24 protein-coding genes, 1 pseudogene and 1 riboswitch are annotated in these 25704 nt (G+C 49.7%); of the genes and pseudogenes, 10 read left to right on the top strand and 15 right to left on the bottom strand.

The features are described 5' to 3' along the window. Position 1: 1 nt before the first annotated feature. The 8 genes from thiC to VMW30_10530 all read right to left on the bottom strand — a co-directional run bounded on the left by thiC (position 2) and on the right by VMW30_10530 (position 9726). Positions 2 to 1654 carry a phosphomethylpyrimidine synthase ThiC gene (thiC, locus tag VMW30_10565; GenBank protein HUW88794.1) on the bottom strand — a complete coding sequence of 551 codons (1653 nt, stop codon included), beginning with the start codon at positions 1652 to 1654 and terminating at the stop codon, positions 2 to 4. Then, a riboswitch (TPP riboswitch) is annotated at positions 1647 to 1754 on the bottom strand. Its footprint overlaps the gene before it by 8 nt. A gap of 144 nt (positions 1755 to 1898) precedes the next feature. Then, complete coding sequence (locus tag VMW30_10560) at positions 1899 to 2351, bottom strand: hemerythrin domain-containing protein (GenBank protein ID HUW88793.1); 453 nt, start codon at positions 2349 to 2351, stop codon at positions 1899 to 1901. Between the two features lie 96 nt (positions 2352 to 2447). Continuing rightward, positions 2448 to 3644 carry an MFS transporter gene (locus tag VMW30_10555; GenBank protein ID HUW88792.1) on the bottom strand — a complete coding sequence of 399 codons (1197 nt, stop codon included), beginning with the start codon at positions 3642 to 3644 and terminating at the stop codon, positions 2448 to 2450. A gap of 19 nt (positions 3645 to 3663) precedes the next feature. Continuing rightward, positions 3664 to 5373 (bottom strand): glycoside hydrolase family 13 protein, encoded by a 1710-nt coding sequence (locus VMW30_10550; protein HUW88791.1) that lies wholly within the window; start codon positions 5371 to 5373, stop codon positions 3664 to 3666. Continuing rightward, the gene (locus VMW30_10545; protein ID HUW88790.1) at positions 5352 to 6710 is read right to left on the bottom strand and encodes an alpha-amylase family glycosyl hydrolase; all 1359 of its coding nucleotides are present in this window, start codon (positions 6708 to 6710) and stop codon (positions 5352 to 5354) included. The genes VMW30_10550 and VMW30_10545 overlap by 22 nt, the downstream gene beginning before the upstream one ends. Next, positions 6707 to 7534 carry a carbohydrate ABC transporter permease gene (locus VMW30_10540; protein HUW88789.1) on the bottom strand — a complete coding sequence of 276 codons (828 nt, stop codon included), beginning with the start codon at positions 7532 to 7534 and terminating at the stop codon, positions 6707 to 6709. Before VMW30_10540 ends, VMW30_10545 begins: the two co-directional genes overlap by 4 nt. Then, positions 7531 to 8397, bottom strand: coding sequence for a sugar ABC transporter permease (locus VMW30_10535; protein ID HUW88788.1), 867 nt, complete (start codon positions 8395 to 8397; stop codon positions 7531 to 7533). The genes VMW30_10540 and VMW30_10535 overlap by 4 nt, the downstream gene beginning before the upstream one ends. A gap of 90 nt (positions 8398 to 8487) precedes the next feature. After that, positions 8488 to 9726: an ABC transporter substrate-binding protein gene (locus tag VMW30_10530; GenBank protein HUW88787.1), complete on the bottom strand. Its 1239-nt coding sequence runs from the start codon at positions 9724 to 9726 to the stop codon at positions 8488 to 8490. A gap of 136 nt (positions 9727 to 9862) precedes the next feature. On the opposite strand from VMW30_10530, the gene VMW30_10525 reads away from it, so the two are divergent. Further along, on the top strand, positions 9863 to 10876 hold the full coding sequence (locus tag VMW30_10525; protein HUW88786.1) for a LacI family DNA-binding transcriptional regulator: 1014 nt from the start codon (positions 9863 to 9865) through the stop codon (positions 10874 to 10876). Between the two features lie 38 nt (positions 10877 to 10914). Here VMW30_10525 and VMW30_10520 read toward each other — a convergent pair whose 3' ends face one another. The 4 genes from VMW30_10520 to VMW30_10505 all read right to left on the bottom strand — a co-directional run bounded on the left by VMW30_10520 (position 10915) and on the right by VMW30_10505 (position 13678). After that, positions 10915 to 11580, bottom strand: coding sequence for a hypothetical protein (locus VMW30_10520; protein HUW88785.1), 666 nt, complete (start codon positions 11578 to 11580; stop codon positions 10915 to 10917). 74 nt (positions 11581 to 11654) lie between these two features. Further along, entirely contained in the window at positions 11655 to 12206 is a 552-nt protein-coding gene (locus tag VMW30_10515; GenBank protein ID HUW88784.1) for a cysteine hydrolase family protein, read from the bottom strand. Between the two features lie 59 nt (positions 12207 to 12265). After that, positions 12266 to 12685, bottom strand: a complete 420-nt coding sequence (locus VMW30_10510; GenBank protein ID HUW88783.1) for an OsmC family peroxiredoxin — start codon at positions 12683 to 12685, stop codon at positions 12266 to 12268. A gap of 72 nt (positions 12686 to 12757) precedes the next feature. Beyond that, on the bottom strand, positions 12758 to 13678 hold the full coding sequence (locus VMW30_10505) for an ROK family protein (GenBank protein ID HUW88782.1): 921 nt from the start codon (positions 13676 to 13678) through the stop codon (positions 12758 to 12760). A gap of 175 nt (positions 13679 to 13853) precedes the next feature. On the opposite strand from VMW30_10505, the pseudogene VMW30_10500 reads away from it, so the two are divergent. Then, positions 13854 to 14279 (top strand): annotated as a pseudogene (locus tag VMW30_10500) (DMT family transporter). A gap of 26 nt (positions 14280 to 14305) precedes the next feature. Further along, on the top strand, positions 14306 to 14614 hold the full coding sequence (locus VMW30_10495; GenBank protein ID HUW88781.1) for an antibiotic biosynthesis monooxygenase: 309 nt from the start codon (positions 14306 to 14308) through the stop codon (positions 14612 to 14614). 12 nt (positions 14615 to 14626) lie between these two features. Here VMW30_10495 and VMW30_10490 read toward each other — a convergent pair whose 3' ends face one another. Further along, positions 14627 to 15940 carry a bifunctional o-acetylhomoserine/o-acetylserine sulfhydrylase gene (locus VMW30_10490; protein ID HUW88780.1) on the bottom strand — a complete coding sequence of 438 codons (1314 nt, stop codon included), beginning with the start codon at positions 15938 to 15940 and terminating at the stop codon, positions 14627 to 14629. 19 nt (positions 15941 to 15959) lie between these two features. Beyond that, a complete protein-coding gene (locus VMW30_10485; protein HUW88779.1) occupies positions 15960 to 17201 on the bottom strand; it encodes a Glu/Leu/Phe/Val dehydrogenase in 1242 nt (413 codons plus the stop codon). 122 nt (positions 17202 to 17323) lie between these two features. Here VMW30_10485 and VMW30_10480 point away from each other — a divergent pair, with 122 nt between their 5' ends. The 7 genes from VMW30_10480 to VMW30_10450 all read left to right on the top strand — a co-directional run bounded on the left by VMW30_10480 (position 17324) and on the right by VMW30_10450 (position 24793). Further along, the gene (locus VMW30_10480) at positions 17324 to 17719 is read left to right on the top strand and encodes a hypothetical protein (protein HUW88778.1); all 396 of its coding nucleotides are present in this window, start codon (positions 17324 to 17326) and stop codon (positions 17717 to 17719) included. 62 nt (positions 17720 to 17781) lie between these two features. Continuing rightward, entirely contained in the window at positions 17782 to 18642 is an 861-nt protein-coding gene (locus VMW30_10475; GenBank protein ID HUW88777.1) for a GNAT family N-acetyltransferase, read from the top strand. Beyond that, positions 18639 to 19883: an MFS transporter gene (locus VMW30_10470; GenBank protein ID HUW88776.1), complete on the top strand. Its 1245-nt coding sequence runs from the start codon at positions 18639 to 18641 to the stop codon at positions 19881 to 19883. The genes VMW30_10475 and VMW30_10470 overlap by 4 nt, the downstream gene beginning before the upstream one ends. A gap of 208 nt (positions 19884 to 20091) precedes the next feature. Further along, complete coding sequence (locus tag VMW30_10465; protein ID HUW88775.1) at positions 20092 to 21411, top strand: bifunctional o-acetylhomoserine/o-acetylserine sulfhydrylase; 1320 nt, start codon at positions 20092 to 20094, stop codon at positions 21409 to 21411. 43 nt (positions 21412 to 21454) lie between these two features. Beyond that, positions 21455 to 22111, top strand: a complete 657-nt coding sequence (locus VMW30_10460) for a hemolysin III family protein (GenBank protein HUW88774.1) — start codon at positions 21455 to 21457, stop codon at positions 22109 to 22111. A 115-nt stretch (positions 22112 to 22226) separates the two neighbouring features. Continuing rightward, a complete protein-coding gene (locus VMW30_10455) occupies positions 22227 to 23021 on the top strand; it encodes a hypothetical protein (GenBank protein ID HUW88773.1) in 795 nt (264 codons plus the stop codon). 5 nt (positions 23022 to 23026) lie between these two features. Further along, a complete protein-coding gene (locus VMW30_10450) occupies positions 23027 to 24793 on the top strand; it encodes an acyltransferase family protein (GenBank protein ID HUW88772.1) in 1767 nt (588 codons plus the stop codon). Here the strand turns inward: VMW30_10450 and VMW30_10445 are convergent. Further along, the gene (locus VMW30_10445; protein HUW88771.1) at positions 24790 to 25656 is read right to left on the bottom strand and encodes a histone H1-like repetitive region-containing protein; all 867 of its coding nucleotides are present in this window, start codon (positions 25654 to 25656) and stop codon (positions 24790 to 24792) included. The genes VMW30_10450 and VMW30_10445 overlap by 4 nt on opposite strands. Between the last annotated feature and the right edge of the window lie 48 nt (positions 25657 to 25704).

Raw genomic sequence — 25704 nt, 5'->3', positions numbered from 1 at the left:
CTTAGTGGGTGCTGATTGGCACGTAGACCGAGTTGCCCATCCGAATGAACTCGGCAGATTTGTCGGCCATGCCGACCTCTATTGCCTCCAAGGTTAAGAGCCCGTTCTCTTGCGCATATGTCCTTACATCAGCAGAGATGCGCATCGAGCAGAACTTTGGCCCACACATCGAGCAGAAGTGAGCTGTTTTTGCTGTTTCTGCCGGCAAAGTCTCGTCATGGAAACTTCGCGCAGTATCTGGATCAAGTGAGAGCGCGAATTGATCAGCCCATCGAAATTCGAAACGAGCCTTGCTTAGTGCGTCATCGCGCTCTTGGGCTCGTGGATGTTCTTTGGCCAAATCGGCAGCATGGGCTGCGATCTTGTACGTGATAACACCAGTTTTTACATCATCACGATTGGGAAGACCTAAATGTTCCTTCGGAGTGACATAGCAGAGCATCGCAGTTCCGGCTTGGGCGATCATTGCCGCACCAATGGCAGAAGTGATGTGATCGTAGGCTGGGGCAATGTCAGTAGTTAGTGGGCCGAGTGTGTAAAAGGGAGCCTCCTCGCAGAGTTCCTCTTCCATGCGGACGTTTTCAACGATCTTATGCATGGGCACATGTCCAGGACCTTCGATCATGACTTGGACTCCGTGAGATTTTGCGATCTTGGTAAGTTCGCCCAAAGTTCGCAACTCTGAAAATTGTGCTTCATCATTCGCATCCGCAACGGAGCCAGGACGAAGCCCATCACCCAGTGAGAACGAGACGTCGTAACGGCTAAGAATTTCGCAGAGATCCGCGAAGTGTGTGTAGAGGAAGTTCTCTTGATGGTGGGCAAGACACCAGGCGGCCATAATCGATCCGCCGCGTGACACTATCCCTGTGACGCGTTTGGCTGTTAACGGTATATAACGTAAGAGAACTCCAGCGTGGATAGTCATGTAGTCCACGCCCTGTTCACACTGTTCGATGATGGTCTCTCGGTAGATCTCCCAGGTCAGCGCAGTGGGGTCGCCTTTGACTTTCTCCAAAGCCTGATAGATAGGAACGGTGCCAATAGGGATGGGCGAGTTCCGCAGAATCCACTCTCGAGTTTCGTGAATATTCTTGCCAGTCGACAAGTCCATGAGGGTGTCAGCGCCCCAACGGGCAGCCCAGACCATTTTCTCAACCTCTTCGGCGATAGATGAGGTAACTGCGGAATTGCCGATATTGGCGTTGATTTTCACCGCAAATTTCTTACCGATGATCATCGGTTCACTCTCGGGGTGGTTGTGGTTAGCAGGGATGATTGCACGACCACGTGCGACTTCATCTCTGACAAGTTCAGGTGAAACTCCCTCACGAGCCGCGATGTAGGCCATTTCTGGCGTGACAATGCCAGCTCTAGCCCAGACCAACTGTGTGGATGCACCATTTATGGGCGCGGACCGCTCCCACTTATCTCGAGTCTTTGGCAGACCCGCTTCTATATCGATGACAGCACGCTCATCCGTGTAGGGCCCCGACGTGTCATAGAGATCGAAATATTCTCCATTGCTTAGGTTCACTCGTCTGACCGGGAAACTCATTTCTGCGAACCCAGCAACTGGTTCGTACCGTTTTATACTGTTCTGAATAGACCCAGTGGTCACGGTGGATGGTTTTGAAAAGTCGCTATTGGTCATTTTAAATCCTCCCTACGCCGGCATTACCCGGACAGGTTCAACGGTCGACGACCCTAGTCGTCCTCTCAGTTCGCTGATGCGAACTCCCGTGGTTATTGGCTAACTCTGACAACGTATAGCACGCGAATTGTTTTTGCAATATGAGACTTCACACTGTTGGGACTACTGAAGGTTTAGTTGACTCCGCTGGCTCAATCGAATCGAAGAAAACCTGACGTCCTGCGCTTTGAACTCATGGTTGTACTTATTTTGAATCGAAGTGACTATCAATGTCATGATCTCTTTCGATTTGATCCCAGATGCTGCCATCAAGTGTCACTGCCGAAGCAGGAAAAATTCCATTTTCTTCATTACCAATATGGTTTCGAAGCAGCCTATCGAGGTCTTCTACTATCGAGATATCGCCTTCGATCAAGCGACCGATTAATCTGTCGATTTCCGTATGCTCAAGCATGAGCTTCACAAGAGATTCCCTGAATTCAAGATCCGACATGAGTGCCGCAAATAATCCATCCTCCTCAAATACTGTGTGAGTATTCATGAGATGCCCCAATTCGGAAGCTAAAAGTTGCGCCGTCGGAAGATCCGACTTTTTGAGAGCACGACGTATCGCTCCCACTTTATTGATGATTTCCTCATGCTGAAGAGTTAAGCGTCTTATTACTAATATCGACTGACACCCACAATGAGAGCACATGGCGAATTCTTAACTCTGCTCGCTGAGTAGCTTGTGCCATCGTTCGTGGCTTTGAATTGTCATGATTACAATTTACTCCTAATAACTTCATCTTTATCAATCAGTCTTGGCATACCTCGCGCTAGCAATCAAGAAAGTGATGAGGACTACCGGAACAAACATTGCCCACCTAAGTTGGAAAATGTCAGCTAAAAAGCCCATCGTTGGTGGCCCTACTATGAATCCGAAGTAGGAAATTCCCGAGACAATTGCCACTGCTTGCGAAGGAGCGACCTGCCCTTTAAAGCGCGTTGCTGCAATAGTTCCGGCAGCGCTGAAGAGAAGTGGAATAACTACTGAGAGTCCCAAACCGAGGAAGAACCAGCCCAGAACAACTCCAAAACTTCCCCCAATGATTAATCCAACTGCCAACCCAGAACTTGCAACCGCGCCGCCAGCAGAGAGAATCTTCGGTGCGCCAAACCTGTGTGCCAGGCGATCTCCAGAGAATCGACCAATCACCATCGTGGCAGAGAAGGCGATGTAGGGAAGAGCCGAGACAAAGTTTGATGTGTGAAAAGTTTCACGCGAAAGAACCCCACCCCAGTCCCCTGCAGCGCCTTCGGAGAGAGCGCCACAGAAACCAAAGAATCCAAGGATCCAGAGAAGTGTTGGACGTTTTTCTGTCTTCTCTTCCTTGATGAATTCATGCTTGTCTGCATCAGCGGGAAGCCAACGCGGCTTTACATAGAAGGCGACAAAGATTACAAAAGCGCCGACAATCAATGTTTGTAGTAAGAAGGACGTTTTGGTCTGTGAAAACACTCCACCAATCGCGCCTCCAATGAGCCCTCCCAGAGAGAACATTCCATGAAAGACGCTCATCATTCGATTGCCAGATTTGTGTTCAAGAGCCACGGCATGAGAATTCATAGCCACATCTTGGAACGCGAGAGAAAAACCAAAGAGAAAGAGGGAAAAACAGAACCACGCAAGATTGAAAATAAATCCAAGGAGCGCGGTTGTGGTGGCGAGGGCGAGTGATGATCGAAAAGCAATCGGGGCGCTTCCGTACTTTGCGGAGAACTTTCCTGATGGCCCAAGAGCCAAGAAAACACCAATAGATGATGAGAGCAGAGCAAGGCCGAGTGTTGAATTGGAAATATCGAGATGAGCTTTGATATCAGGAATGCGCGCGATGAAGGATCCAATTACCAACCCGTTTGTAATGAAAGTGAGAGTTACCGCGAGCTTTGCTCGCCGAAGCTCTTCCAACCACATGGCTGTGAGAGTAACAGATCGATTTCTCTTCAATTGCCCAGTTTAATTGGCTTTAAATTATTCTCTGTAGCCACACGGCCGTATCCGGTGGGATCTGACCTAATACAATTTTTTGACTACTGAGCAGAATGTCATAATTCGGTGGAATAGATTCACCTTTTTCAAATGTGACGATGCAAAGAAAAGAATCATCATCTTTTCGGGCAAACATAAATCGCCCTTCGCCTGACTCGATCCAGCAGAAGAATGAGTCACGCAAGTGAAAATTTGTCTTTCGAATACTAAGAGCCCGTCGGTAAAGATTGAGCATGGAACTCTCATCGACTTCCTGCTCCTCCGCCGAAAAACGACCCCAGTTCAGAGGTTGAGGCAACCAAGACTGATCTGGCGCAAGTGATTCATTATTTGAAAAACCGAAGGCGCCACTCTGGGATGCTTTCCATGGGAGGGGCACTCTGCATCCGTCCCGACCACGATCGGTGTTGCCGCTCATTCGCCAAATCGGGTCTTGAAGGCTCTCCAGTGGAATATCAAAGACCTCGGGGAGTCCGAGCTCCTCTCCTTGATAGAGGTAAACGGCTCCGGGAAGTGCCAGCATCAACATCGCGGAAGCGCGAGCGCGCCTTCTACCCCGTTCGAGATCAAAAAGCCTGCTCTCGTTCCGTTGTTCTTCAACAGTCTGTCTCGTACCTGCAGTGAGATTCATATCGAGCCTGTCAACAGCACGTACCACATCATGATTGCTAAGCACCCAAGTCACAGGAGCACCGACTTCTTCCATACTCTCAATAGAGCGATCGATACTTGATCTAACCGACTCAATCTCCCATTTCAGCGTTAAAAAATCGAAATTGAAAGTATTAGCCAATTCGTCTGGCCTTACATAGAGCGCAGAACGAGATGGCGGATTGACCCACGCTTCCGAGACAGCCATCCGCTGACCAGGATATGAGTCGAGTAGTTTGCGCCACTCGCGGTAGATTTCGTGAACGCCATCTTGATCCCAGAAAGGGAAGTCGCGCGAATCTAACTGGCCGAAATATTCTTGAATAGGCGCGTCCGGTAGCCCCTCTGCCTTAATGAGCCCATGTGCGACGTCAACTCGAAATCCATCGATCTCTCGATCAAGCCAGAAACGCAGGACTTGGATGAAGTGATCTCTCACTTCGAGATTCTCCCAATTGAAGTCAGGTTGCTCTGGAGCAAAAATATGGCAGTACCACTGGCCAAATTCGCCATTCTTTTCCCGGATCTGAGTCCACGCTGGGCCACCGAAAACAGATTGCCAATTATTAGGCGGCAGTTCCCCAGTCTCCCCCTTTCCATCGCGGAAGAGATAGCGATCGCGAGCAAGCGAACCCGGCTCAGAATCGAGAGCCTCTTTAAACCACTGGTGCTCATTACTTGAATGGTTTGGAACGATATCAATGATAATTCGAAGTCCCGCCTGGTGCACTTTGTTGATCAAATCTTGGGCGATATCCAAAGTTCCATATTCATGATGAATATCCATGAAATCAGCGACGTCGTAACCATTATCGTGTTGTGGTGATGGATACCACGGAGTTATCCATATGGCATCGAGGCCAAGTTTCTTCAAATAATCAATGCGACTGATAATTCCTTGGATATCGCCTACCCCGTCTCCGTTTTCGTCAGCGAAGGAGCGAATATAGATCTGGTAAGTCACTGCATCTCGCCACCATTGTTTCTCTGACGACTTCGGCGCAACCACATTTCTTATCGTTTCGGGCACGAGCATTTCGTTCCTCCTTCAATAAGAAGTGAATGGCCCGGCACGGAGTTTCCACTCACCTGTTCACCGACGATCGATTGGAAATTTCCGAACAGGTTGGTAGAAACAAGTTGTGCTCGATCGCCGGAATTGACGACGATAGTAAACTCACAATCTTCATACTCACGCTTGATGACAATTGTTCGATTTATACTTTCCACGATGGAGAAATTGCCATGGCTCAAGCACCGATGTTCTCTACGCAATGCCAGAATCGGCTCAAGTGTTGCCAAGAAGCGATCTTGCTGACTCGTAAACTTCTGAGGAAAGGTGCGGCGGCAGTCAGGATCATTGCCACCTTCAAGGGCTATTTCATCACCGTAGTAGAGAGCAGGAACGCCAGGTAAGAATTGGTTGAGAATCAGTACTATCAAGGCATCTCGGTGCGAGCCCCGACATTCATTTATCAGTCGTGATGTGTCATGACTCCCGACAAAATTGGTAATCAGCGATGGATCAGAGCGAAGGCGGCACCAAAGCTCTATATCGACAGCAAGATCCTCTGCATCCGCATCGTGACGCACAACGAAATCGAGAAGACGTGTACGGGCAAAATAATTGGTCACGGACTCAAATTCAGAGGCGAACCCCCACTGTTGCCAAGCCTCAGCCAGCCATAACTGCGAAGAGATGAGATCTCTCGTTGAAAGTCGCAGTTGTTGCCAAAATTCGGGCGAGACCTTCCAGGGCACATCGAGGCGCCAACCACTAATTCCGAATTGATCCCAATAAGACATGACTTGGGAAATCATTTCTAGTACTTGTGGATTACCGTGATTAAGTTTGGGGAGAAAGTCAGCTCCCCCACAGGTTTGATACTCAGATGAATTCGATATAAACGTGAAGAGCTCGCGATCTTCCGTCACGCCATTGAGTGCACGCGTAAAACTGTGGAATTGATCCCCGACATGATTGAAGACTCCATCCAGCAGAATCCCTACCTGAGAGTCATTTGCTGACAGAACCAGTTTGGCCAAACTTCTCTCATCCCCCAGAAGTGGATCAATTTGAAAGTAACTTTGCGTGTCGTAGCGATGGTTTGAGGGAGAAGAGAAAATTGGATTCAAGTATAGATTTGCGATTCCAATCCGCTGAAGATACGGAAGCTTTGACGAGATTCCTGCAAGATTGCCGCCGAAGAAGTTTTCTCTCGTTGGCGCACTATCCCAAGGCACGAGAGTGGATGAGCTGGAAGCGTCTTCTTCAACTCGGGCAAAGCGATCCGGAAAAATTTGGTAGAGGGTTCCTTTACGGAACCAGTCCAGCCGATCTGGATTCGCTGACGGCACAATCTCCTGGCTCATTCGTTGACTCCTCCCGACGCTAAACCTCTAATAAGGGATTTCTGCATCGCCAAGAACGCAATCACGGCGGGGATTGTCGCTGACACCGTGGCCGCCATCAATAACGTCCACCGTGTTCCGTATTTTCCTGAAAAATTGGCGATTCCCAGCGGCACCGTGAAGTGCTCAGGGGTATTTAGAACAATCAGGGGCCAGAGGAAATCGTTCCAAGCGAAAAGGAAGGCAAACAAAGCCAATGTGGCGACTGCGGGGCGCGCTATTGGCAGGATCACACTCCATATGACTCTCAATGTGTTTGCTCCATCCATCCTTGCCGCGTCATCAAAGTCGCGCGGAATCGAATGTATGAACTGACGAAGCAGAAGTATTCCAAAAGCCGACCAGCATCGAGGAATGATCAGCGCAGCCAAATTATCTGCCCAATGCAAATTCTGAATTATCTGGAATGAAGGAATGACAAGCAATGGCAGCGGAACCATCATTGATGCCAGCAAGGTAAACCACAAAGTTCGTTTAAATGGAAATTCAAATCTATCGAAAGCGTACGCCGCTAAGGCACTCGTAAATACTTGGCCGAACGTGACGCAAACAGCAACAATTATGGAATTGAGGTAGTAGCGAGCAAAGGGTGCTTCTTGCCATGCGTTAACAAAGTTCTGCCAATAGAAATGAGTGGGAATCAAATATGGCGAACTAAAGGCCAATTTAGGTGGCTTCAGCGATGTTGTAATCATCCAAAGAAATGGCAGAATCACGATGCTAGAGATCACAATGAGAGTCATGTGATCTGCGACCTTGATCAACAGCGTCTTCGTAGATCTCACGACTCGCCCCTACGTCTCAATTGCCACTGCAAGACGGTGAGGCCAAGAATCACCGTAAAGAGAGTCCATCCGATTGCCGATGCGTAGCCCAGATGGAAGATTCTGAAACCTTGGTTATACAAAAATAGCGACATAACATTTGTCGATCCCATTGGACCGCCCGAAGTAAGTAAAAAGATGTGGTCAAATACTTGAATTGCGTCGATAAAGCCCGTGATAAGTACCAAGGTCGTAACTGGTCGCATCAGAGGAATGGTCATGTAGCGAATCTTCTGCCATCCGGAGACACCATCAAGATCTGCTGCTTCAAAACACGAGACCGGAAGACTGCTCATCCCTGCCGCGTAAACAATTACTGCGAAACCGAGCCTCTTCCATATTCCAACAATTATCACCGCTGGTAAAGCCCAGTTAGTGTCACTGAGCCAATTTGGCGCCGGGAGGTGAAGCGCCCTTAGACCGATGTCGATGACACCAACATAGGGGTCAAAAAGGAGTTGCCACACAACGGCAGCAGCGACCGTGGCTGTCACAACGGGTGAGAAGAAAATAGTCCGATAGATAGCTGATGATCTCCTTCTTCGTTGCAACATCAACGCAATTACAAAGCCAAGGACCGTACTTATGAGAGTGACAGAGATTGTGTAGATGGTTGTGACAGAAATGGATTGCCTGAACTCCGCATCCTGGAAAAGTTGAATGTAGTTTTGGAATCCAACGAATTTTTTGACTGCGTTTAGACCATCCCAACTCGTCAAACTGATTTGAGCACTCCAGATGAAGGGGTACGCGGTAAATACGACAAAGAGCAGGAGGGCTGGCGCAATTAGGAGATAAGCAGTTCTCGTCTGGCGAGTCTGCATTTTCAACTCCCTAATAAGGTCAGAGTGGATTGTTACAAAAGAATAGAACTGCCCCAGACCTCATTATGCCCAGGGCAGTTCTATTTTTACTTAATTACTTTTCAGTGCTTTGCGTACTGCAGCATCGGCATTGGCCATAGCCTCGGCCACGCTTACCGTCCCATAGAACGCAGGCTCAAGTGCCTTTGAGAAGGCATCTGATACGGCCGGGTAGGTGGCGATAGCAGGACGTGCCTTGGCGTATTTCTGCTGGTTGATAAAAGCCTTGAGAGCAGGCTCATCGGCAATGTGCTTCAAAATCACTTTGCTATTGGCGACAGCGTCGCTGATTGGCATGAAGTTTGTCGCAACATCCCAGCGAGCTTGGATAGGGGCACTGGTGAACCAACGAATGAACTTCACGGCTGCGGATTGGGAAGCCGCCTTGCCCTTGAAGGCCATAATTTGCTCGCCGCCCATATTGGTTGCATGTACGCCACCATCTGGAATCGGCAACATCGCAGTTCCGAATTCGAATGGAGCGTTTTCACGGTATCCGCCAACCATCCAAGAGCCGTCGATTCTCATGCCAGCCTGACCCTTATCGAAGGCGCCCCATTGACCAGCAGTTGCTGCGTGGTCAACATTGATGAGATCTACAAGGAATTGGAGGGCTGATCTTCCAGCTGCCGAATTGAATGTGGGTGCCGTGTTCGCTTTATTCAAGAAACCGGCACCAGATTGCCAAAGGTATGGCTGGAACTGCCAGGTAAGTCCTTCACCTGGCTGTACATAGATTTCCATCCCTTGGATACCGTTGCCAAGATTGCTGATTGCGATCGCGGCCGCGCGCATTTCAGACCATGTCTTCGGTGGCTTATTGGGATTTAGACCAGCCTTGCGGAACAGGTCCTTGTTGTAGAAGAGCGAAAGATTGTTTGTGCTAGCCGGCAATGATTGCAATTTGCCTTTGTATAGACCGTAGGTGAGCAATTGCGGGTAGATGCCATTCGTTGCTTTCTTAATGCCACCGAGTGCAGCACCCAAATCAACCAACTTGCCTGATCGATTCATGTTGGCCATCCATGCGATATCCGTTGCAGCAAGGGCAGGGGTTGTTCCGCTTGCGATAGATGCTTGGAGCTTGGGAAGTAAATCACCCCAAGGGAATGTCACTGGCTTAACGATGACCCCTGGGTTCTTCTTGTTGAATTCAGCGACAAGCTTGCTCAGTGCTTGTCCGTTTCCGCCATCCCAGTAGTTCCAGAATTGAATTGTTACTGGCTTTGTTGCCTTACTTGCGGCGATCGCTGACCCAGTGCCTAGGGAGACCGTAGCGAGAACGGCCAAGCTTAGGATCGAGGCGAGGCTGCGATGAGTTCGTTTCACCACGGGCTTCCCTTCTTGAAGGTGGATTTGCTAGTGGTGGAAAAGTAAGCCCGTATGAAACATATGTCAAGAGTCTGAAACATGATACATTTTCGCCATGGCAAGCTTGAGAGATGTAGCAGCCCACGCTGGCGTGAGCGTAGCTACCGCCTCCCGCGTCCTCAATAACTCAGAAATCGTGAGTCCGAAGACACGCGAGCGAGTTGAGAGAGCCATGAAGGAGTTGCTCTTCTCCATTCCGGTGCCATCGCAGCCCGAGAAACTTGCTGGTCTCTTCGTGCCAGATATTTTGAACCCAATTTTTACCCAAATAACTCAGGCAATAGAGATGAAGGCTCGAGACGCCGGATGGGCAATTGTCCTCTGCACTACAGGCGACTTGGCAAGTGCAGAGCGAGAGCATGCTCAAGGGTTCTACACCCGTCAAATCACAAACCTGATTTTCGTTTCTTCCGTCGCAGCAAATACCGCGGAACATTTACCGCATTATCAAGCGTTGCTCGAACACGGCGCTCGATTGCTTTTTGTGAACGGCGCGCCCAATGATCTCGCTGCACCTGCCATCGGAGATGACGAGTGGGCCGCCGGCAGAATTTCTGCGCAACATATTCTCGAACTTGGTCATCGCTCAATAGGTTTTATAACTGGCGTTGAAACAACTTCAAGCCGATCCCACCTTCGCCTATCTGGAATAAAGGAAATGATTGCGGGAGTTCCCAATGCCGTCATTCATCCCATCCACAGCGACTGGGGAGTTGAAGGTGGAGTAATCGGTGCGCGCAAATTGCTTGAATCGCATCCCGATATAACCGCTCTCATCTGCGCAAGCGATCTAACCGCCATCGGAGCCATGAATTACTGTCAATCAATGGGGGTTTCAGTTCCCGATGATGTATCAATTCTCGGTTCGGATGGAATCGAAATGGGGCGTTGGGTATTCCCTTCACTCTCAACCGTTGCACAACCCATCGATGCGATTTCTGACTACGTCGCTGGATGGCTCAATGCAGAGGAATCAGTTCAGAATTCCACTACGTCGACTCCCGATATCGCCTTCAGACCAACGCTCATTGCGCGCAATAGCACAGGTAAAGCAAGAGAGAAAAGGTGAGAGGCAGAACCAAAAAAGATCGAGCCGAAATTCTTAAATCAAAGTTCTTTTGACGACGTCTTACACAACGGCAAGATCCCTGCTAGCGCCAAAGAGATCCCCGCAATAAAAATTGGCCAAGCAAAAGTCGTTGGAATCGCACCATGCAATGTGTCCGCCGCATCAATCGTAAAACTTAACATGACCACAAGCCCGCCTCCAATAAGGAGGGCAAGATCTCTGGGTTTAGCGATGACGATTTCATTACTTCTCATCCTCTTCGCAACGATCAAGCCAAAGGTGATCAGTGCCAAACTGACCACCATAGGAGCCCAGACGGGTCCGACCCAAGGTACCGGGAGCAAGAAAAGTAAATCAAAAGTATCCAGACTTGTTGGCCATCCGATGAAGATCCAGAGCCAGAAGTAATAACCGATATCCCAAACGCCGAATGCCACGGCTGTCCACGCCAAGCGTTCTAGACCGCGCTTTCCGGTTATCCAACCAACCGTTGCAAGCATCACCAGGGTTGCAGCCTCACGACCGATTTCAACACCTCCCAGACCACCAAGAGAATTTTGATCGCGCAAAGGGAAGATGCTTTGAGGTGTCATATCTAGTGCACGTTGTAGATACACAACAGCTGCCGATTCAAAATAAGCCATTGCAAATGCGAATACCGAAACGAGAACTACACGCTGCCTGAAGTTGGAAATTTTAAGCACCTAGCGATCCTCCCTCCATATATTCCGAGCGGTCAGGATATTCCGAGCAGTCAAGGAACCATTCGGCGCAACTCCTAAAGAACCACTTCCGATGTTGATGCGGTGTTCGCCGAGCGCCCCGGCAATTTGTAGTCCCAGAAAGAAAGATTGAGATCGTCAATAATGTCGGCGGCGTGAACATCGAATGTCTTCCACTTAACGTCAGACGTTGTGTGAGCATCCTTAATAAGAGTTACGTCATACCCACGCTCAAGGGCAGCGTGAGTCGTATGGCGGACGCAGTTATTTGTCTGAGCTCCAGTGATGAAGAGACGACACACTCCCATTTCTTTTAGCAGGGATTCCAATTCGGTATCTTCAAATGAACTTCGGTAAATCTTGCGAACCATGGGTTCTGAATCGAGAGGCTTCAATTCTGGAACAAATTCCCATCCTTCGCTTCCGACGGGAAGATCCTTAGAGGAGTGCTGAATCCAGATTACTTTTGTATTTCCAGCACGGGCTTTCTCGACTGCTGTGTTTATGTTCTTCACGATTTCATCTCGATGCCACGCGTCTTTAACAACATTATTTTGTACATCGATGACAAGAAGCGCTGCGCCACTACGGTCTGGAAATTTGCTCATCTCTTCACCTCTTACTTTCGACTCAAAGCATATTCTGACCCTGCCCCGACAGTTCGAAATTAGCCAACCGTAAGTGTGATCGGTACCGCGCTCAGTGCCTTGCTCACCGGACATCCTTCTTTTGCTCCCTGGGCTGCGGCTGCAAATCCCGCAGCATCAAGACCAGGCACATCTCCACTTACATGGAGGCGAATTTCTGTAATGCCAACGCCAGGTTGAAAATCAACTTCGGCTGAAGTACGCAGTTCCACGGCTGGAGTTCCTGCTTTAGCCAATGCATTGGAGAGGGCCATCGAAAAACATGTGGAATGTGCAGCGGCAATAAGTTCTTCAGGGCTCGTGACGCCATTTGGCTCGGCACTTCGTGCTGGCCACGAGACGGGAAACTTTCCAATGTTAGAAGAATCCAGGCTCACTACGCCTTGACCTTCTAAAAGCGTTCCATTCCATACCGCTGATGCTTTGCGTGTTGTTGCCACAGAATCCTCCTAAAATCAATATTGGTCAGTCAGAACCTTAATACCTCACATCGATTATCTCCTGCGGGGACGCTAGAGCGCGAACTGCTCAGCCCCCATTAATGCCGCGCCAATCGCACCTGCAAAATAACCTAATTCTGCTGGAACAACTCGAATTTGCGCAGACGAAACCAAATTGGCGCGCTCACGAATTTGCGCGGTAAGCGGATCAAGTAGCTGAGCTCCAGCTTTGGCGACGCCTCCCCCAACGACAATCAGGTCAGGCGCCAGCATCACATACGTATTGGCTAAACCCGCTGCCAGCGCAGAAATCGCTTGATCAACCGCGCCCTGTGCCAAGGCATCTCCACTTGCTGCGGCCTCAAAAACTTCGCGAACGGTTTCCCTTCCACCCGCCTCTGTAATCGCTGCTGCGCCGGCAAATAACTCGACACAACCTCGATTCCCACATCCACAGAGCGGTCCGTCAAATTGAACACTCTGATGCCCAAGTTCACCTACGCTCGATCTCCCTTTCCACAGTTTTCCATCAATCACCACGCCTCCACCGATTCCAGTACCAAGAACTACACACACAACCGTCTCGAATCCAGCGCCCGCGCCGAGCACTGACTCGGCCAGGCTAAAGGCACGCCCGTCGTTTGCAACGGTTATCGGTCGGCCCAGTCGATTACTTAACTTACTTCGAAATTGGGACCCTTCCCATTCCGCGGAAAAATTTGTCAAGTGTGATGTCACTCCACTGATTTCATCGTGAATGCCTGGTAGTCCCACGCCGATGGAATCGCAGGCGCCGTACTTCTCGCGAAATTCATTGGTTATGAGAAGAAGGTCATCCAGGACTTTGGACAATGCCCTAGAGGGGTGCGTATCCCTGCTTTCTTGCGCCAGGACCGTTGGTTTACCATCTACACCAACTGCGATAACGGCAATCTTGATCGAGCTTCCACCAAGATCGAGACCAAGGAGAAGCCGCTTCGTCGATTTCGTCATTCGTAGTCCCCATTAGTCGCACCAATTACACGTATCGGGTAATTTTCAAAAGACCCTATCACTTGCTCGCGCGTCTCACTCTCAAACCACTCACCTAGGAAGTCTCTACAAGCAGCGCCCATAGACTTCAGCCGTTTCCAATCTACGAGCGCGCAACGCCGCTCTAGTTCTCGCTGGTGTTTGCTTCGGCACGACCGGAACTGCCCAAGCATTGGGTCCGAAGGGCGTCTCACCACTTGCGGTGGTGAGTAAACGCGCACTTGCCAGCGGTGTGAAAATAACCGAGGCGATGTTTCGCATATTCGCCCTTGCGGCCGTTCTCTCATTTCCGTTGTTATTTGTGGGAGATCTTAATTGGATCGTTAGCGCAAAAGGCTCTGCCATGATTCTCTGGTTGGGACTCGTGCCAACCGCCTTTGCCTACATAGCTTATGCATATGGGTTAGAGAAGGTGCGGGCGAGCACTGCCTCAACTCTGATCTTGGCAGAGCCTGCTACCGCGACCATCTTGGCTGCTGTTGTACTCGAAGAAACTATTAATGGCCGTGGCTGGATTGGCATTCTTGTCGTTATTGTCGGGCTTTTATATCTATCCTTATGACACATAAATAACTAAAGGGGTTTGAGATGATTCGGGAAATTGGTTTAGTTGAAGTTCTTGAGGGTCGCGAACCAGAATTTGAAGCGGCAATCAAGGTTGCGGCCAGCACAGTGCTTCCGAGAGCCAAGGGCTTTATAGACTTTCAAATACATCGCGGAATAGAACGTTCCAATGTTTACATTTTCACTCTTCATTGGGAAACGCTTGAAGACCACACAATCGGATTCAGAGAATCCTCACTCTTTGCTGAGTGGCGCGCAATCATTGGACCATTCTTTGTAAGCCCACCCACCGTCGAACATTGGACTCCATTATGGGAACTTCCTCGCTCCTAGGACTTCGTTCGCTTAAATAAGAACGGCGGCGAATCCCAATTCGAGATCGGCTTTGATGTCGACGATGTTTTCAAGACCAATGCTCAAGCGCACCATCCCGGGGGTAATCCCGGCGCGCAGTTGCTCGTCAGGGCTCAATTGCGAATGAGTGGTCGATGCTGGATGAATCACCAGCGAACGGACATCACCAATATTTGCCACGTGACTAAACATCTCGAGTCCTTCGACGAACTTGCGTCCTGCGTCGAGGCCGCCTTTGAGTTCAAATGACATCACAGCACCTGGGCCTTTAGGCGTATATTTCTTAGCAAGGTGATGCAATGGTGATGACTTCAGCCCTGGATAACTCACACGCTCAACCTGGGGGTGCCTCTCAAGCCACTCTGCCACCGCCTGTGAATTCTCGACATGGCGGTCCATCCGAAAACTGAGAGTCTCCAAACCCTGCGCCAATAACCAAGCATTGAACGGCGAGACAGATGCCCCAATATCCCTTAGTAATTGGAGACGTGCTTTGTAAATAAATGCCAGGTTTGCACCGAAGGCAGAGCCAACACCAAGCGTCTTCGCATAAACCAGACCGTTGTAACTCTCATCTGGATTATTAAAGCCGGGAAATCTCTCCGGGTATTTGCCGTAGTCAAAATTCCCCGAATCGACAATGGCACCGACCATTGCCGTGCCGTGACCCGACAGGAATTTTGTTGCCGCGTGGGTGACAACATCCGCTCCGTACTCAATTGGCTTCGTCATATATGGCGTGGCGATCGTGTTATCTATCATCAACGGAACGCCTGCATCATGGGCAACTTTGGCGATCGCCTCGATGTCAATCATGATGGCTTGAGGATTGGAGATGCCTTCACCAAAAAATGCCTTCGTATTTGGCCGAACCGCCCTACGCCAAGCATCCATGTCTTGCGCATCGTCGACGAAAGTGACATCAATTCCGTACTTTGGAAGAGTGAAATTGAATAAGTTGTATGTACCACCATAGACATGTGGGCTGGCGACAATATGGTCCCCGGCTTGTGCGACGTTCATAATCGCAATGGCGGTCGCTGCCATTCCAGATGCCAGAAGAAGTGCACCGACTCCGCCTTCGAGTGCGGCAATACGCTGTTCGACTACATCCTGGGTGGGATTGTTTATGCGGGTATAGACGTATCCCGCTTCTGCGATGCCAAATACATCAGCCGCATGTTGCGTATCACGAAATTGATACGCTGTCGTTTGATAAATAGGGAGGGCCCTGGATCCTGTTACTGGATCGGGTACTTGACCCGCGTGAATCTGAAGTGTCTCGAAAGACCATTCTTTCTTCATGCTCTCGACCGCTTTCCCATCATGGATAAAGACCTCGAAGTGCATGGGCTTCGGCCACCCGGCTGACTCCCAACATGTGTGCCGCTTCTCGCCACGTCACATTCTGTGTAGATGCCATTGCCTCAACTTCAACAATCGCTCGCATCAGAATTTTGTTGAGATTCTGGTGCACATCATCGGCGCTCCAGAAGTAATTCTGATTATCTTGAACCCACTCAAAGTAAGAGACAATGACACCGCCTGAGTTGGCGAGAATGTCCGGCACGACGAGAATCCCATTTGAATTCATAATCGCATCACCTTCAGGCGTAGTTGGAGCATTCGCTCCTTCCACAACCACTCGAGCTCTGATCCTTGGCGCGGTAGCTTCTGTAATTGAATCGGCTAGTGCGGCGGGGATGAGAACATCAACATCCAAGCCCAGCAGCTCTTCATTTGTAATGAAATCAGTTCCAGGCATTCCCACCAAAGTTCCGTGTTCCTTCGAATATTCAAATACATCTGCAACCGATGAGAAACCCGTTACGCCGCCATTCACATCACTTACAGCAAGGACTCTTAAGCCCATTTTCTCCAAAGCAATCGCTGTCCAATATCCAACTTTGCCAAAACCTTGGATTGCAACTGTTGCCTTCTGAGGATCAATCCCGCGAACTCTCAATGCTTCACGAGTCGAGATCGCAACTCCGTCACCGGTCGCAGACGCACGTCCTAGGGATCCACCCAGAACAATGGGCTTTCCTGTCACAACACCAGGGACCGAGAATCCTGCATTCACGGAATACGTATCCATCATCCAGGCCATGTTCCGTTCATCGGTTCCGACATCTGGCGCAGGAATATCCCGCTCTGGTCCGATGATCGGAAGAATTTCAGAGGTATATCGCCGGGTGAGTCGTTCATTCTCAGCCAATGAAAGATTGTGTACATCAACGGCCACCCCACCCTTCGCTCCCCCGTACGGGAGATTGGTGAGCGCGCATTTCCATGTCATCAGCATGGCCAGTGCAATGGTTTCTTCCAGATCAATATCTTGGTGGAAGCGGACTCCACCCTTAGAAGGACCTCTTGTTGTTGAGTATTGGACTCGGTATCCCTTATACATCTCCACGCGGCCGTCATCGCGTCGAAGTGGGACTGCTACTTCTAGGACACGCCTCGGTGTTGAAAGGGTGTTCCAATCATTTTCAGAGAGTTTAAGTTGATCTACTGCCCGTCGTAATTGGGCAAGGGCGGTTGCCATTGGTGACTCCATTGTCATAACTTCACGGTAGCCCACGAACGACAAAAAATGAAGTCACGTAGGGTGGGGCGAGGTTTGAGTGGCTCGAATGACACTTTCATGGAGTTCATGAGGTAAGTTCTGCGCGAATGGAGAAAAATATGAAAAAACAGGTAATTCTCGGAGCGTCACTTATTGCGCTTGCCTGGAATCTCTATCTCGTCGTCGGTGCGACCCTTAATGTTTCCTCCTTGATGACACGAGTTGCCGGAGGAGGCTACGACTCTCTTCCGATTGGCCTTCGCTTTGCTTACGGAATCCAAACAGTAGTTGTCGTTTTTGAATTGATCTTTATTGTTGCGCTATACCAACATGCAGGGGCCTGGTCAAAAAACAGTTATTTGCTCTCCAGAATCTTCCTTATCCTCGCCACTATCAGCGCCTTCGTTAACTTCGCCTCACGTAGCCCTGATGAAAAATGGAATGCGATTGCCGCGGCAATCATTGCATATGGATTCTTCTCCCTGGCAGAAATGCGATTCAAACCTCGAAGATGACCACACGTTTGAAACTTGACGAGACTACTGACAGGGATTGATATTTCGCGGATAATTACCACATGAAAGTCAGCCTTCTTCAATCCGCACGCGAATTTCTCGGGCAGACGCAGGCAATCAGAGCGGCGGATCCCTTCCGCACCAACATCATTGGAAGCGTAGCTTTATCCGTCGCAGACGGATCTCGCACGTACGAGAAATGCTTCTGGTGGATTATCTCCAGTGATTCTGGCGAGGTCATTGGGGCGGCAATGCGAACTACCCCCCATGGAATGCTCTTTACTCCGATGCCCAAAGAAGCGTTGCGAGAGTTGGCGCAAGAGGTTTCCCTATACGATCCTGAATTGCCGGAAATTGGCGGCTCCTCCGCGGTGGTCTCTGAATTCTTAAAGGCCTATCAAAATACGGGCACGAGTCAGAGCAAACGCCCGGTCGAGGAGTCGGGGCACGAACTCCTGTACACGTTAAATGAACTAAACATTCCGTCGGTTCCCGGCAAAATGGAAAATGCCACCCGGGATGACTACCAGAAAATCTATGCTTGGTATATCGAATTTGGGAATGAGGCTGGCCTCCTAATGCCCAACCTCGAGGAGTCAATTGAAGATGGCCTCAACCGAGGTTCATTGAAATTCTGGCGAGTGGAAAATGAACTTGTTTCCATGGCCGGGCATGCACGTTTGGTTGAAACACCCAGTGGAACGGTAGGGAGGATTGGTCCTGTGTACACGCCTCCAACCCACCGCCGTCATGGTTATGCAGGCGTCCTTACTGCCACCCTTTCGCAAACTCTGGTGGAACAAGGGGCTCGTGTCATGCTTTTCACTGACGCGAAAAATCTGACAAGTAATGGTGTTTACCAAAGAATTGGGTACGAGTTATTGGATGAAAATAGAAGGTTCAAGTTTGTTGAGCCGGAATGATAAAAGATGTCCGCCACCTAGCCAGCCACAAGGGATACACACCGCTAATCGCGGCGCGCTTTATTTCCAACCTGGGAAATGGTCTCTCGCCAGTCGCGCTGGCTTATGGTGTCTTGAGTTTGCCCGGAGCTAAGGGAACCGACTTAAGCCTGGTTATGGCAGCGCGATTTGCTCCGATGATTCTCTTTATGTTGTTCGGTGGGGTAATTGGGGATCGATTCAAACGCAATCGAATTGTCGGTGGAGCAGACATAATCGGAAGTTTCATTGCATCCGTTAGCGCGATTTCCTTTATTTTCGGTTTCGCCTCGGTACCGCTTCTCTGCCTGATGGGTGGATTATTTGGAGTCTTGAATGCTCTCTGGTGGCCCGCAATGTCTGGAGTGCTTCCGGAAATAATGCCCAAAGAGTCTCTACAGAAGGCAAATGCAATCATCTCCTTTGTGAGCAACTTCGGATTCATCATTGGAGCACTCATTGGCGGAACCGTGGTTACTCTCTTTGGATCCGGATGGGCACTTCTCGTTGATTCACTTACTTTCCTGGTGGCGGGAATCCTGGTCTGGTTTATCAATTTGCCCTCCATCGAAGTAAAAGAAAAATCATCCATGCTCCATGACCTAAAGATTGGGTGGCGCGAATTCATTTCCCGCTCATGGGTCGTGTCAGTAGTCATCGGATTCACATTCATCAATCTCTGCTTTGAAGCCACTATTTCAGTGCTTGGGCCACTCTCATTTAATTCAGGTGGGCATGGTCCACGCGACTGGTCCTTCAACTTGGCCGCAATCACTGCGGGCATGTTGATCGGAAGTGTGGTCGCACTGAAAATACATTTCCCGCGTCCTCTTGTTCTTGGGATGATCGCAATCGCATTTACATCAGGATGGAATTTAACCCTCGCAATGGGTGTCGCCTTGCCAGTCGTACTTGTAAGCGCATTTATCGCCGGAATTGCTATAGAAATATTCGGGGTTGCTTGGGGATCATCAATGCAAGCAAATATTCCCAAAGAGTCGTACTCGCGCGTGGTTTCTTACGACGCGCTCGGCTCGTATGCATTGGCACCTATCGGTATCGCTTTCGCTGGTCCTTTTGCAGAGTGGCTCGGAATTTCAACAACACTCTATGGATGTGCCCTGATTACTCTGGTCGCATCGCTCCTACCACTCATGCTGAGGTCGGTACGAAATCTTAGGAGCAACATCAAGGAGCAGCCACTTGCTGAGGAAATTTTCTAACTCACTCGCTTCTTACTTCACCAACTATTCAGCAAGGTGCGACCAGATCTCGAGGTCGTGAAGCCCATCCGCTTCTACAACCGTTGTATTTAATTGAAAGACGCATGTGCGCGGCATTCGCATATACATAGGCCTTGTGAGAACTTTTTGCTATTCATCGCTAAGGTCGGCACCTCCAAGATGCGCCAACTTAGATTGCGAGATGACAATGTCAGCCACTAACGAATGGTCCTTCGAAACCCTACAAATTCACGCCGGCCAAGTTCCGGACCCAACAACTGGTGCCAGGGCGCTACCTCTCTATCAAACGACTGCCTATCAATTCCGCGACACAGAACATGCTGCAAATCTTTTCGGATTGGCTGAACTTGGAAATATATACACCCGTATCAACAATCCAACGCAAGATGCTGTTGAACAGAGGCTCGCCGCTTTAGAGGGTGGTGTTGCCGCGCTACTTCTGTCTTCTGGATCGGCTGCTACAACTTTTGCGATTCTTAATGTCGCAGAATCTGGTGACCATATAGTTTCTAGTCCAAGTCTTTACGGGGGGACATACAATCTCTTTCATTACACACTTCCAAAATTCGGTATTGAAGTCACCTTCGTCACAGACCCAAATGACCTTGATGCATGGAAGAGCGCAATACGACCAAATACCAAAGCACTCTTTGGCGAAACTATCGCGAACCCGAAGAACGAAATACTAGATATTGAAGGTGTCGCTAAGGTGGCGCACGACTTTGGAGTACCCCTCATCGTCGATAACACAGTTGCGACGCCGTATATTCTTCGCCCAATCGAGTATGGAGCAGATGTTGTCGTTCACTCGGCCACCAAGTTCCTATCTGGCCATGGCAATACCGTAGTCGGGGCAATCATTGATGCCGGAAAATTCGACTATGCAAAATATCCCGATCGATTCAAAGGTTTCAATGAACCCGATGAGAGTTACCACGGTCTCGTTTACGCACAAGCACTCGGAGTGAGTTCGGCATTCGGAGCCAATCTCTCTTACATCTTCAAGATTCGACTACAACTTCTCCGAGATATTGGAGCTGCAGTCAGCCCATTTAATGCATGGTTGCTGGCTCAAGGCTTGGAGACTCTCAGTCTTCGAATAGAACGCCATCTAGAAAATGCCAACGCGATTGCACAATGGCTAGAAATGCATGACGACGTAGACGCAGTGAGCTATGCCTCTCTTGCATCCTCACCATGGCATGCCCTCGCAAAGAAATACACTCCTAAGGGATCAGGATCGGTCGTTTCATTTGAGCTTAAGGGTGGAGTGCAAGCGGGTAAGCGATTTGTTGAATCCCTCAAACTCTTTAGCCACGTTGCAAATATTGGTGACGTCCGATCCCTGGTCATTCATCCTGCGACTACGACCCACTCCCAGTTGAGCTCTCAAGAGCAATTAGATGCAGGGGTCACTCCGGGCTTGGTCCGACTGAGCATTGGCCTGGAAAATATCAGGGACATTAAGGCTGATTTAGAAGCCGGATTTAAGGCTTCTCGTTTGTGACCGGTCTCTCGCCATCCACCTTAGGGGCGTACAGTTATCTTTCATGAACCCTGTAGAGGATGAGGCACCAGTAGCTCCTCCAAAACTTAGAGGCTGGTTTCATCTAGGGGCCGCACCGGTTGTCTTTGTTGCCTCACTTGTCCTATTTATCCTGAGCAAGGAACCGTTCAAGTTTGCCGTGGCCTTGTACTCCCTTACGGCCATAACCCTTTTCACTGTTTCAGCGATTTACCATCGCGTTCCTTGGTCTCCCTCAAAGAAAAGATTCTGGCGGCGTTGGGATCACGCCAATATCAATTTGCTCATTGCGGGTTCGGTAACCCCGTATGCAGTGACTCTGCTGACCGGGCGCGATCGTACGATTCTTCTGTCCGTAATGTGGATTGGCGCAATCATCGGTGTACTGGTGCGAATTTTCTGGATTGGTGCTCCACGCTGGTTATATGTCGCCAACTACCTGGTCCTTGGGTGGGGGGCCATCTTCTATGCACCGGCCATGTATCGAGCCGGCGGACTCTGGGTTCTCCTCCCCATTCTCATTGGAGGCCTTCTCTATTCGGTGGGTGCGATCTTCTATGCACTCAAACGCCCCGGGAGAAATGCTAGATATTTTGGCTTTCACGAGTTATTTCATATCTTTGTAATCGCCGCCTGGGTCTCTCAGTACATCGGTGTCTCTATAGCCATCTACCGAAAGTAGATTCTGGCGCCTCACTGGTTGGTCATTTTGGACCGCTTTTGAGGAGCCCCTACTGTGCTCTAACCTGTCCCTCTAGAGGTAGCCAGAAGACCGAGCAGACTAGGAGCCAGAAGCAATGAGTGAGAAGAGTTCCTTCCTTAACTGGGTCGGGTTTAAGGGCGAGGAGAGCAACGCTCCAGGCTCGGTAGAACGAATCCGAGAACTTGAGGCTCAACTAGCCGATCTGCGTTCGCGTCGAGACATAACTGCGCTCTCAAAAGAAGAATTCGAAATCTTGGCCACCGAGACTGCCATGACAATCATCAAATCTGCACAGTTACGCGAAGCAAAAGCTCAGGCAACTGCGGACCGAGTGATTACCGATGTTTCCCGACAAGCAAAAGAAGCGATTGAGGGTGCCGAACAGAAAGCCAAATCACTTCTCGCGGTCGCCGAATCCCGCGGACGAAAGTACCTCAGCGCCGCCGAGACCGAAGCACAAGAACTCTTGGAAAAGGTAGAGCTCGAGGCCGAAACACTCCTCGAGAATAAAAAACGCGAGGCAACCCATCTCACCACCACGGCTCGGCGCGAAGGTGAGCGAATTGTCAATGAAGCCACTCACGATGTCCGTGAATATCGCCAGTGGCTTTCAGGAGTCATTACCGAAGCCGAGCGCCTCTACAAAGTTCAGGTGCAATCACTTGATGCAGCCGAAAGTGCCATTCACCAGTCCCGTTCTCGCTTAGAAGCAGCGTTTCTTCACTTAGCCAATTTACAGAAGAATGTGCTTAGCAGTCTCAATAGCGATGACACCGTTGTGAAGAACACACCCATCACCGTTGCGAGTGAACGAACAAAGCCTGCATTGGATGCGCCAAAGAAGACCACAAAGAAAGTGGTGAAGAAAACCACCGCACATCGGAAATAGTTTTCGTGGCAGCAAAGCAAAGTATCCGGCACATTGCGGCAATTGATGGAATGCGCGCAGTTGCGGTTATCGCGGTTCTGCTTTATCACCTGGGCTTTTCATGGATACCTGGCGGTTTTCTCGGCGTAGACCTTTTCTTTGTAATCTCTGGCTACGTGATCACGCGACTTCTACTTGATTCAATTCAAAGAAGTGGTGGATTAGACCTTCGAGGATTCTACGCAGCGAGATTTCGCAGATTGTTTCCCGCCTTAATTTTCTTGATGGTATCTACCGCTCTCTTTGTAGGTGTTTGGGCGCCTGAAACGATTAAGAGGTTTCTGACCGACATTCCATTTGTCTTGACCGGCTCGATGAATTGGGCACTTGTATACCGTCATCAAGATTATTTTGAAGCTATAGGCCGGCCTCCTTTGCTGCAGCACGCTTGGTCTTTGGCGGTTGAAAGTCAATTTTATTTGGTCTGGCCACTCATCTTGCTTCTGGTTCTGAAGAGATTTGGAAAGAAGATGATTCCGAGTGCTGCACTCGCGATCGCCGCAATTTCGGGAACCGTTCTTTTTACGCTCTCGTTGCGACTTGATGCGTCGAGTGCTCAAAGAGTCAGTCACGTATATTTTGGTACCGATACTCATAGCATCGGTCTCTTCTTGGGCGCAGCGCTTGCAGTCAGTTGGATTCCGCAAAACTTAAGCACTAAGATCACAAAACGTGCCCAAGATTTTGTTGATGGCATTGGTGTCATCGGGTTGCTAGGCATTCTTGCCTGTTTTCTCTTCATTAAAGAATCAGATGCAACCCTTTACCAAATCGCCTTTCCCCTGGCGGGAATTTTCGGCTGCGCAATGATTACTTCTCTCGTTCATCCTGCATCTCGATTTGCACCTCTCCTCAGCAGCAAACCAATTCTCTGGATAGGCGAGCGCTCCTACGCGATTTATCTTTGGCATTGGATCATTTTCCAAGTAACCCGCCCCACCTATGATCTCGCAGGTGCCACATGGGCCCTGTATGCATTGCGAATTCTCATTGTCTTTGCACTTGCAGACATCTCCCTCCGATGGGTAGAACTGCCCGTTCGAAGTGGAGCGATTGAATCCTGGTTCCGCGGGATGAAGTACCGAACAAAAAAGGTCCGTGTCCGACAGAAGAGCTCGGTGCTGGCTGGTTTGCTCATTCTCATCGTCGCAACCTCACTCGTGAGTGCGAATGCGCTGATGCAAAGTGCACGCTTGCAGGAAGCGTTGAAAACATCGTTGGAACAGCCCGCACCTACTCCAACCCTTACGTCCACTGTCGCCACTAAACCGAAACTCTGGGTTGCGGGAGATTCAGTGATCCTTGGAATTAGGAACACGCTGGATCAGAACTCTGCCATTGGTCTCATCAACGCCCGCGTAGGACGGCAGGCCGCGGAATTAATCAAGGTACTCCGACACGACAAATCGACGATGCGGGACTCGCCAGTCATTCTTGATTTGGGAAATAACAACCGCCTTACCCGTGAAGAAGTAAGCACTGTCTTTGAAGAGGTGAAAGATCAACCTCAAATCATCATGGTGAATACTGCGGTTCCTCGTTCATGGCGTGCGGCAAACAACGCCCTCATTGATGAATTTGCAAAAAAGTATCCAAATGCATCGATTGTAAATTGGAACGCCATATCCAAGGGTCACCCAGAGTATTTTGGCCCCGATGGAGTCCATCTTCTTCCTGCAGGTATCAATGCCTACGTTGGCGCAATCATGCAGGTGCTTGCCCCAATTTATTAAGAGTAAGTGCCAGGAAGACCGAACGCCTTTGCGGGAGTTGCCTCGCCATCTGAGTAGACACTCGAAACTCTAAATGATGTCCATCCGGTGCCGCTCTCCTTTGTAACATCCAAGTAAAACTGAGTGGCTGGGACGGTTGAAATCAATTTCCATGGTCCGTTGCTCAACGAAATCTCGATGTTATATCCGGTCAACCCATCAGATGCATTTGGAACCCGCCAAAAAATTGTCGCACCAGTTGGTGTGTAGTGTGCAACAACTCCTTGGGGAGCTTCATGTGTAGAAATAACGACAGCCGTAGGTGTTGGAGTCGCTGTTACTTCTGGTGTTGACGTTGGAGTGGAGGATACAGATGGGGTTGGAGTTGGCTTGGCTGCATCGTCTTTATTTGAACCATTTGATTGTCCCCAGACGATCAGCCCCAAGACAATAATCCCTACTACAACCGCAAATATGACTCTCCCAGATGCGCTCTCTTTCTTGACCGGAGTCGGTGGCTGCACGGGCGCTGGAACTGCCACTGGAGTTGGTGCTGTCAGTGGGGATGGTGTTGAGACTATTTCGACACGTGATGTTCGAGCAGTAATGGGTGCCTCAGGGATAACAATTCTCTCGACCGAACTTTTCTTTGCGGCAGACTTTTTAGCAGTGGACTTCTTGACAGCGCTCTTCTTCGCGGCGGTTTTCTTTACGGCGCTCTTCTTTGCGGCAGACTTTTTAGCAGTGGACTTTTTGACAGCGCTCTTCTTCGCGGCGGTTTTCTTTGCTACCGACCTCTTGGCGGGAGTCTTCTTCGCTATGGATTTCTTAGCCGTCGCCTTTTTTGCGACCGACTTCTTAGCGGTTACTTTCTTTACAGCCACAGTTACTCCTTGGGTAGTAGTACGTACTTCAGAACACGCACACTTATG

It is taken from the genome of Candidatus Paceibacterota bacterium, from assembly GCA_035530615.1.
Taxonomy (GTDB): Bacteria; Actinomycetota; Actinomycetes; order Nanopelagicales; family Nanopelagicaceae; genus QYPT01.
Note: the sequence above shows the minus strand (reverse complement) of the source record. Positions and strands in the feature narration are given on the sequence as shown.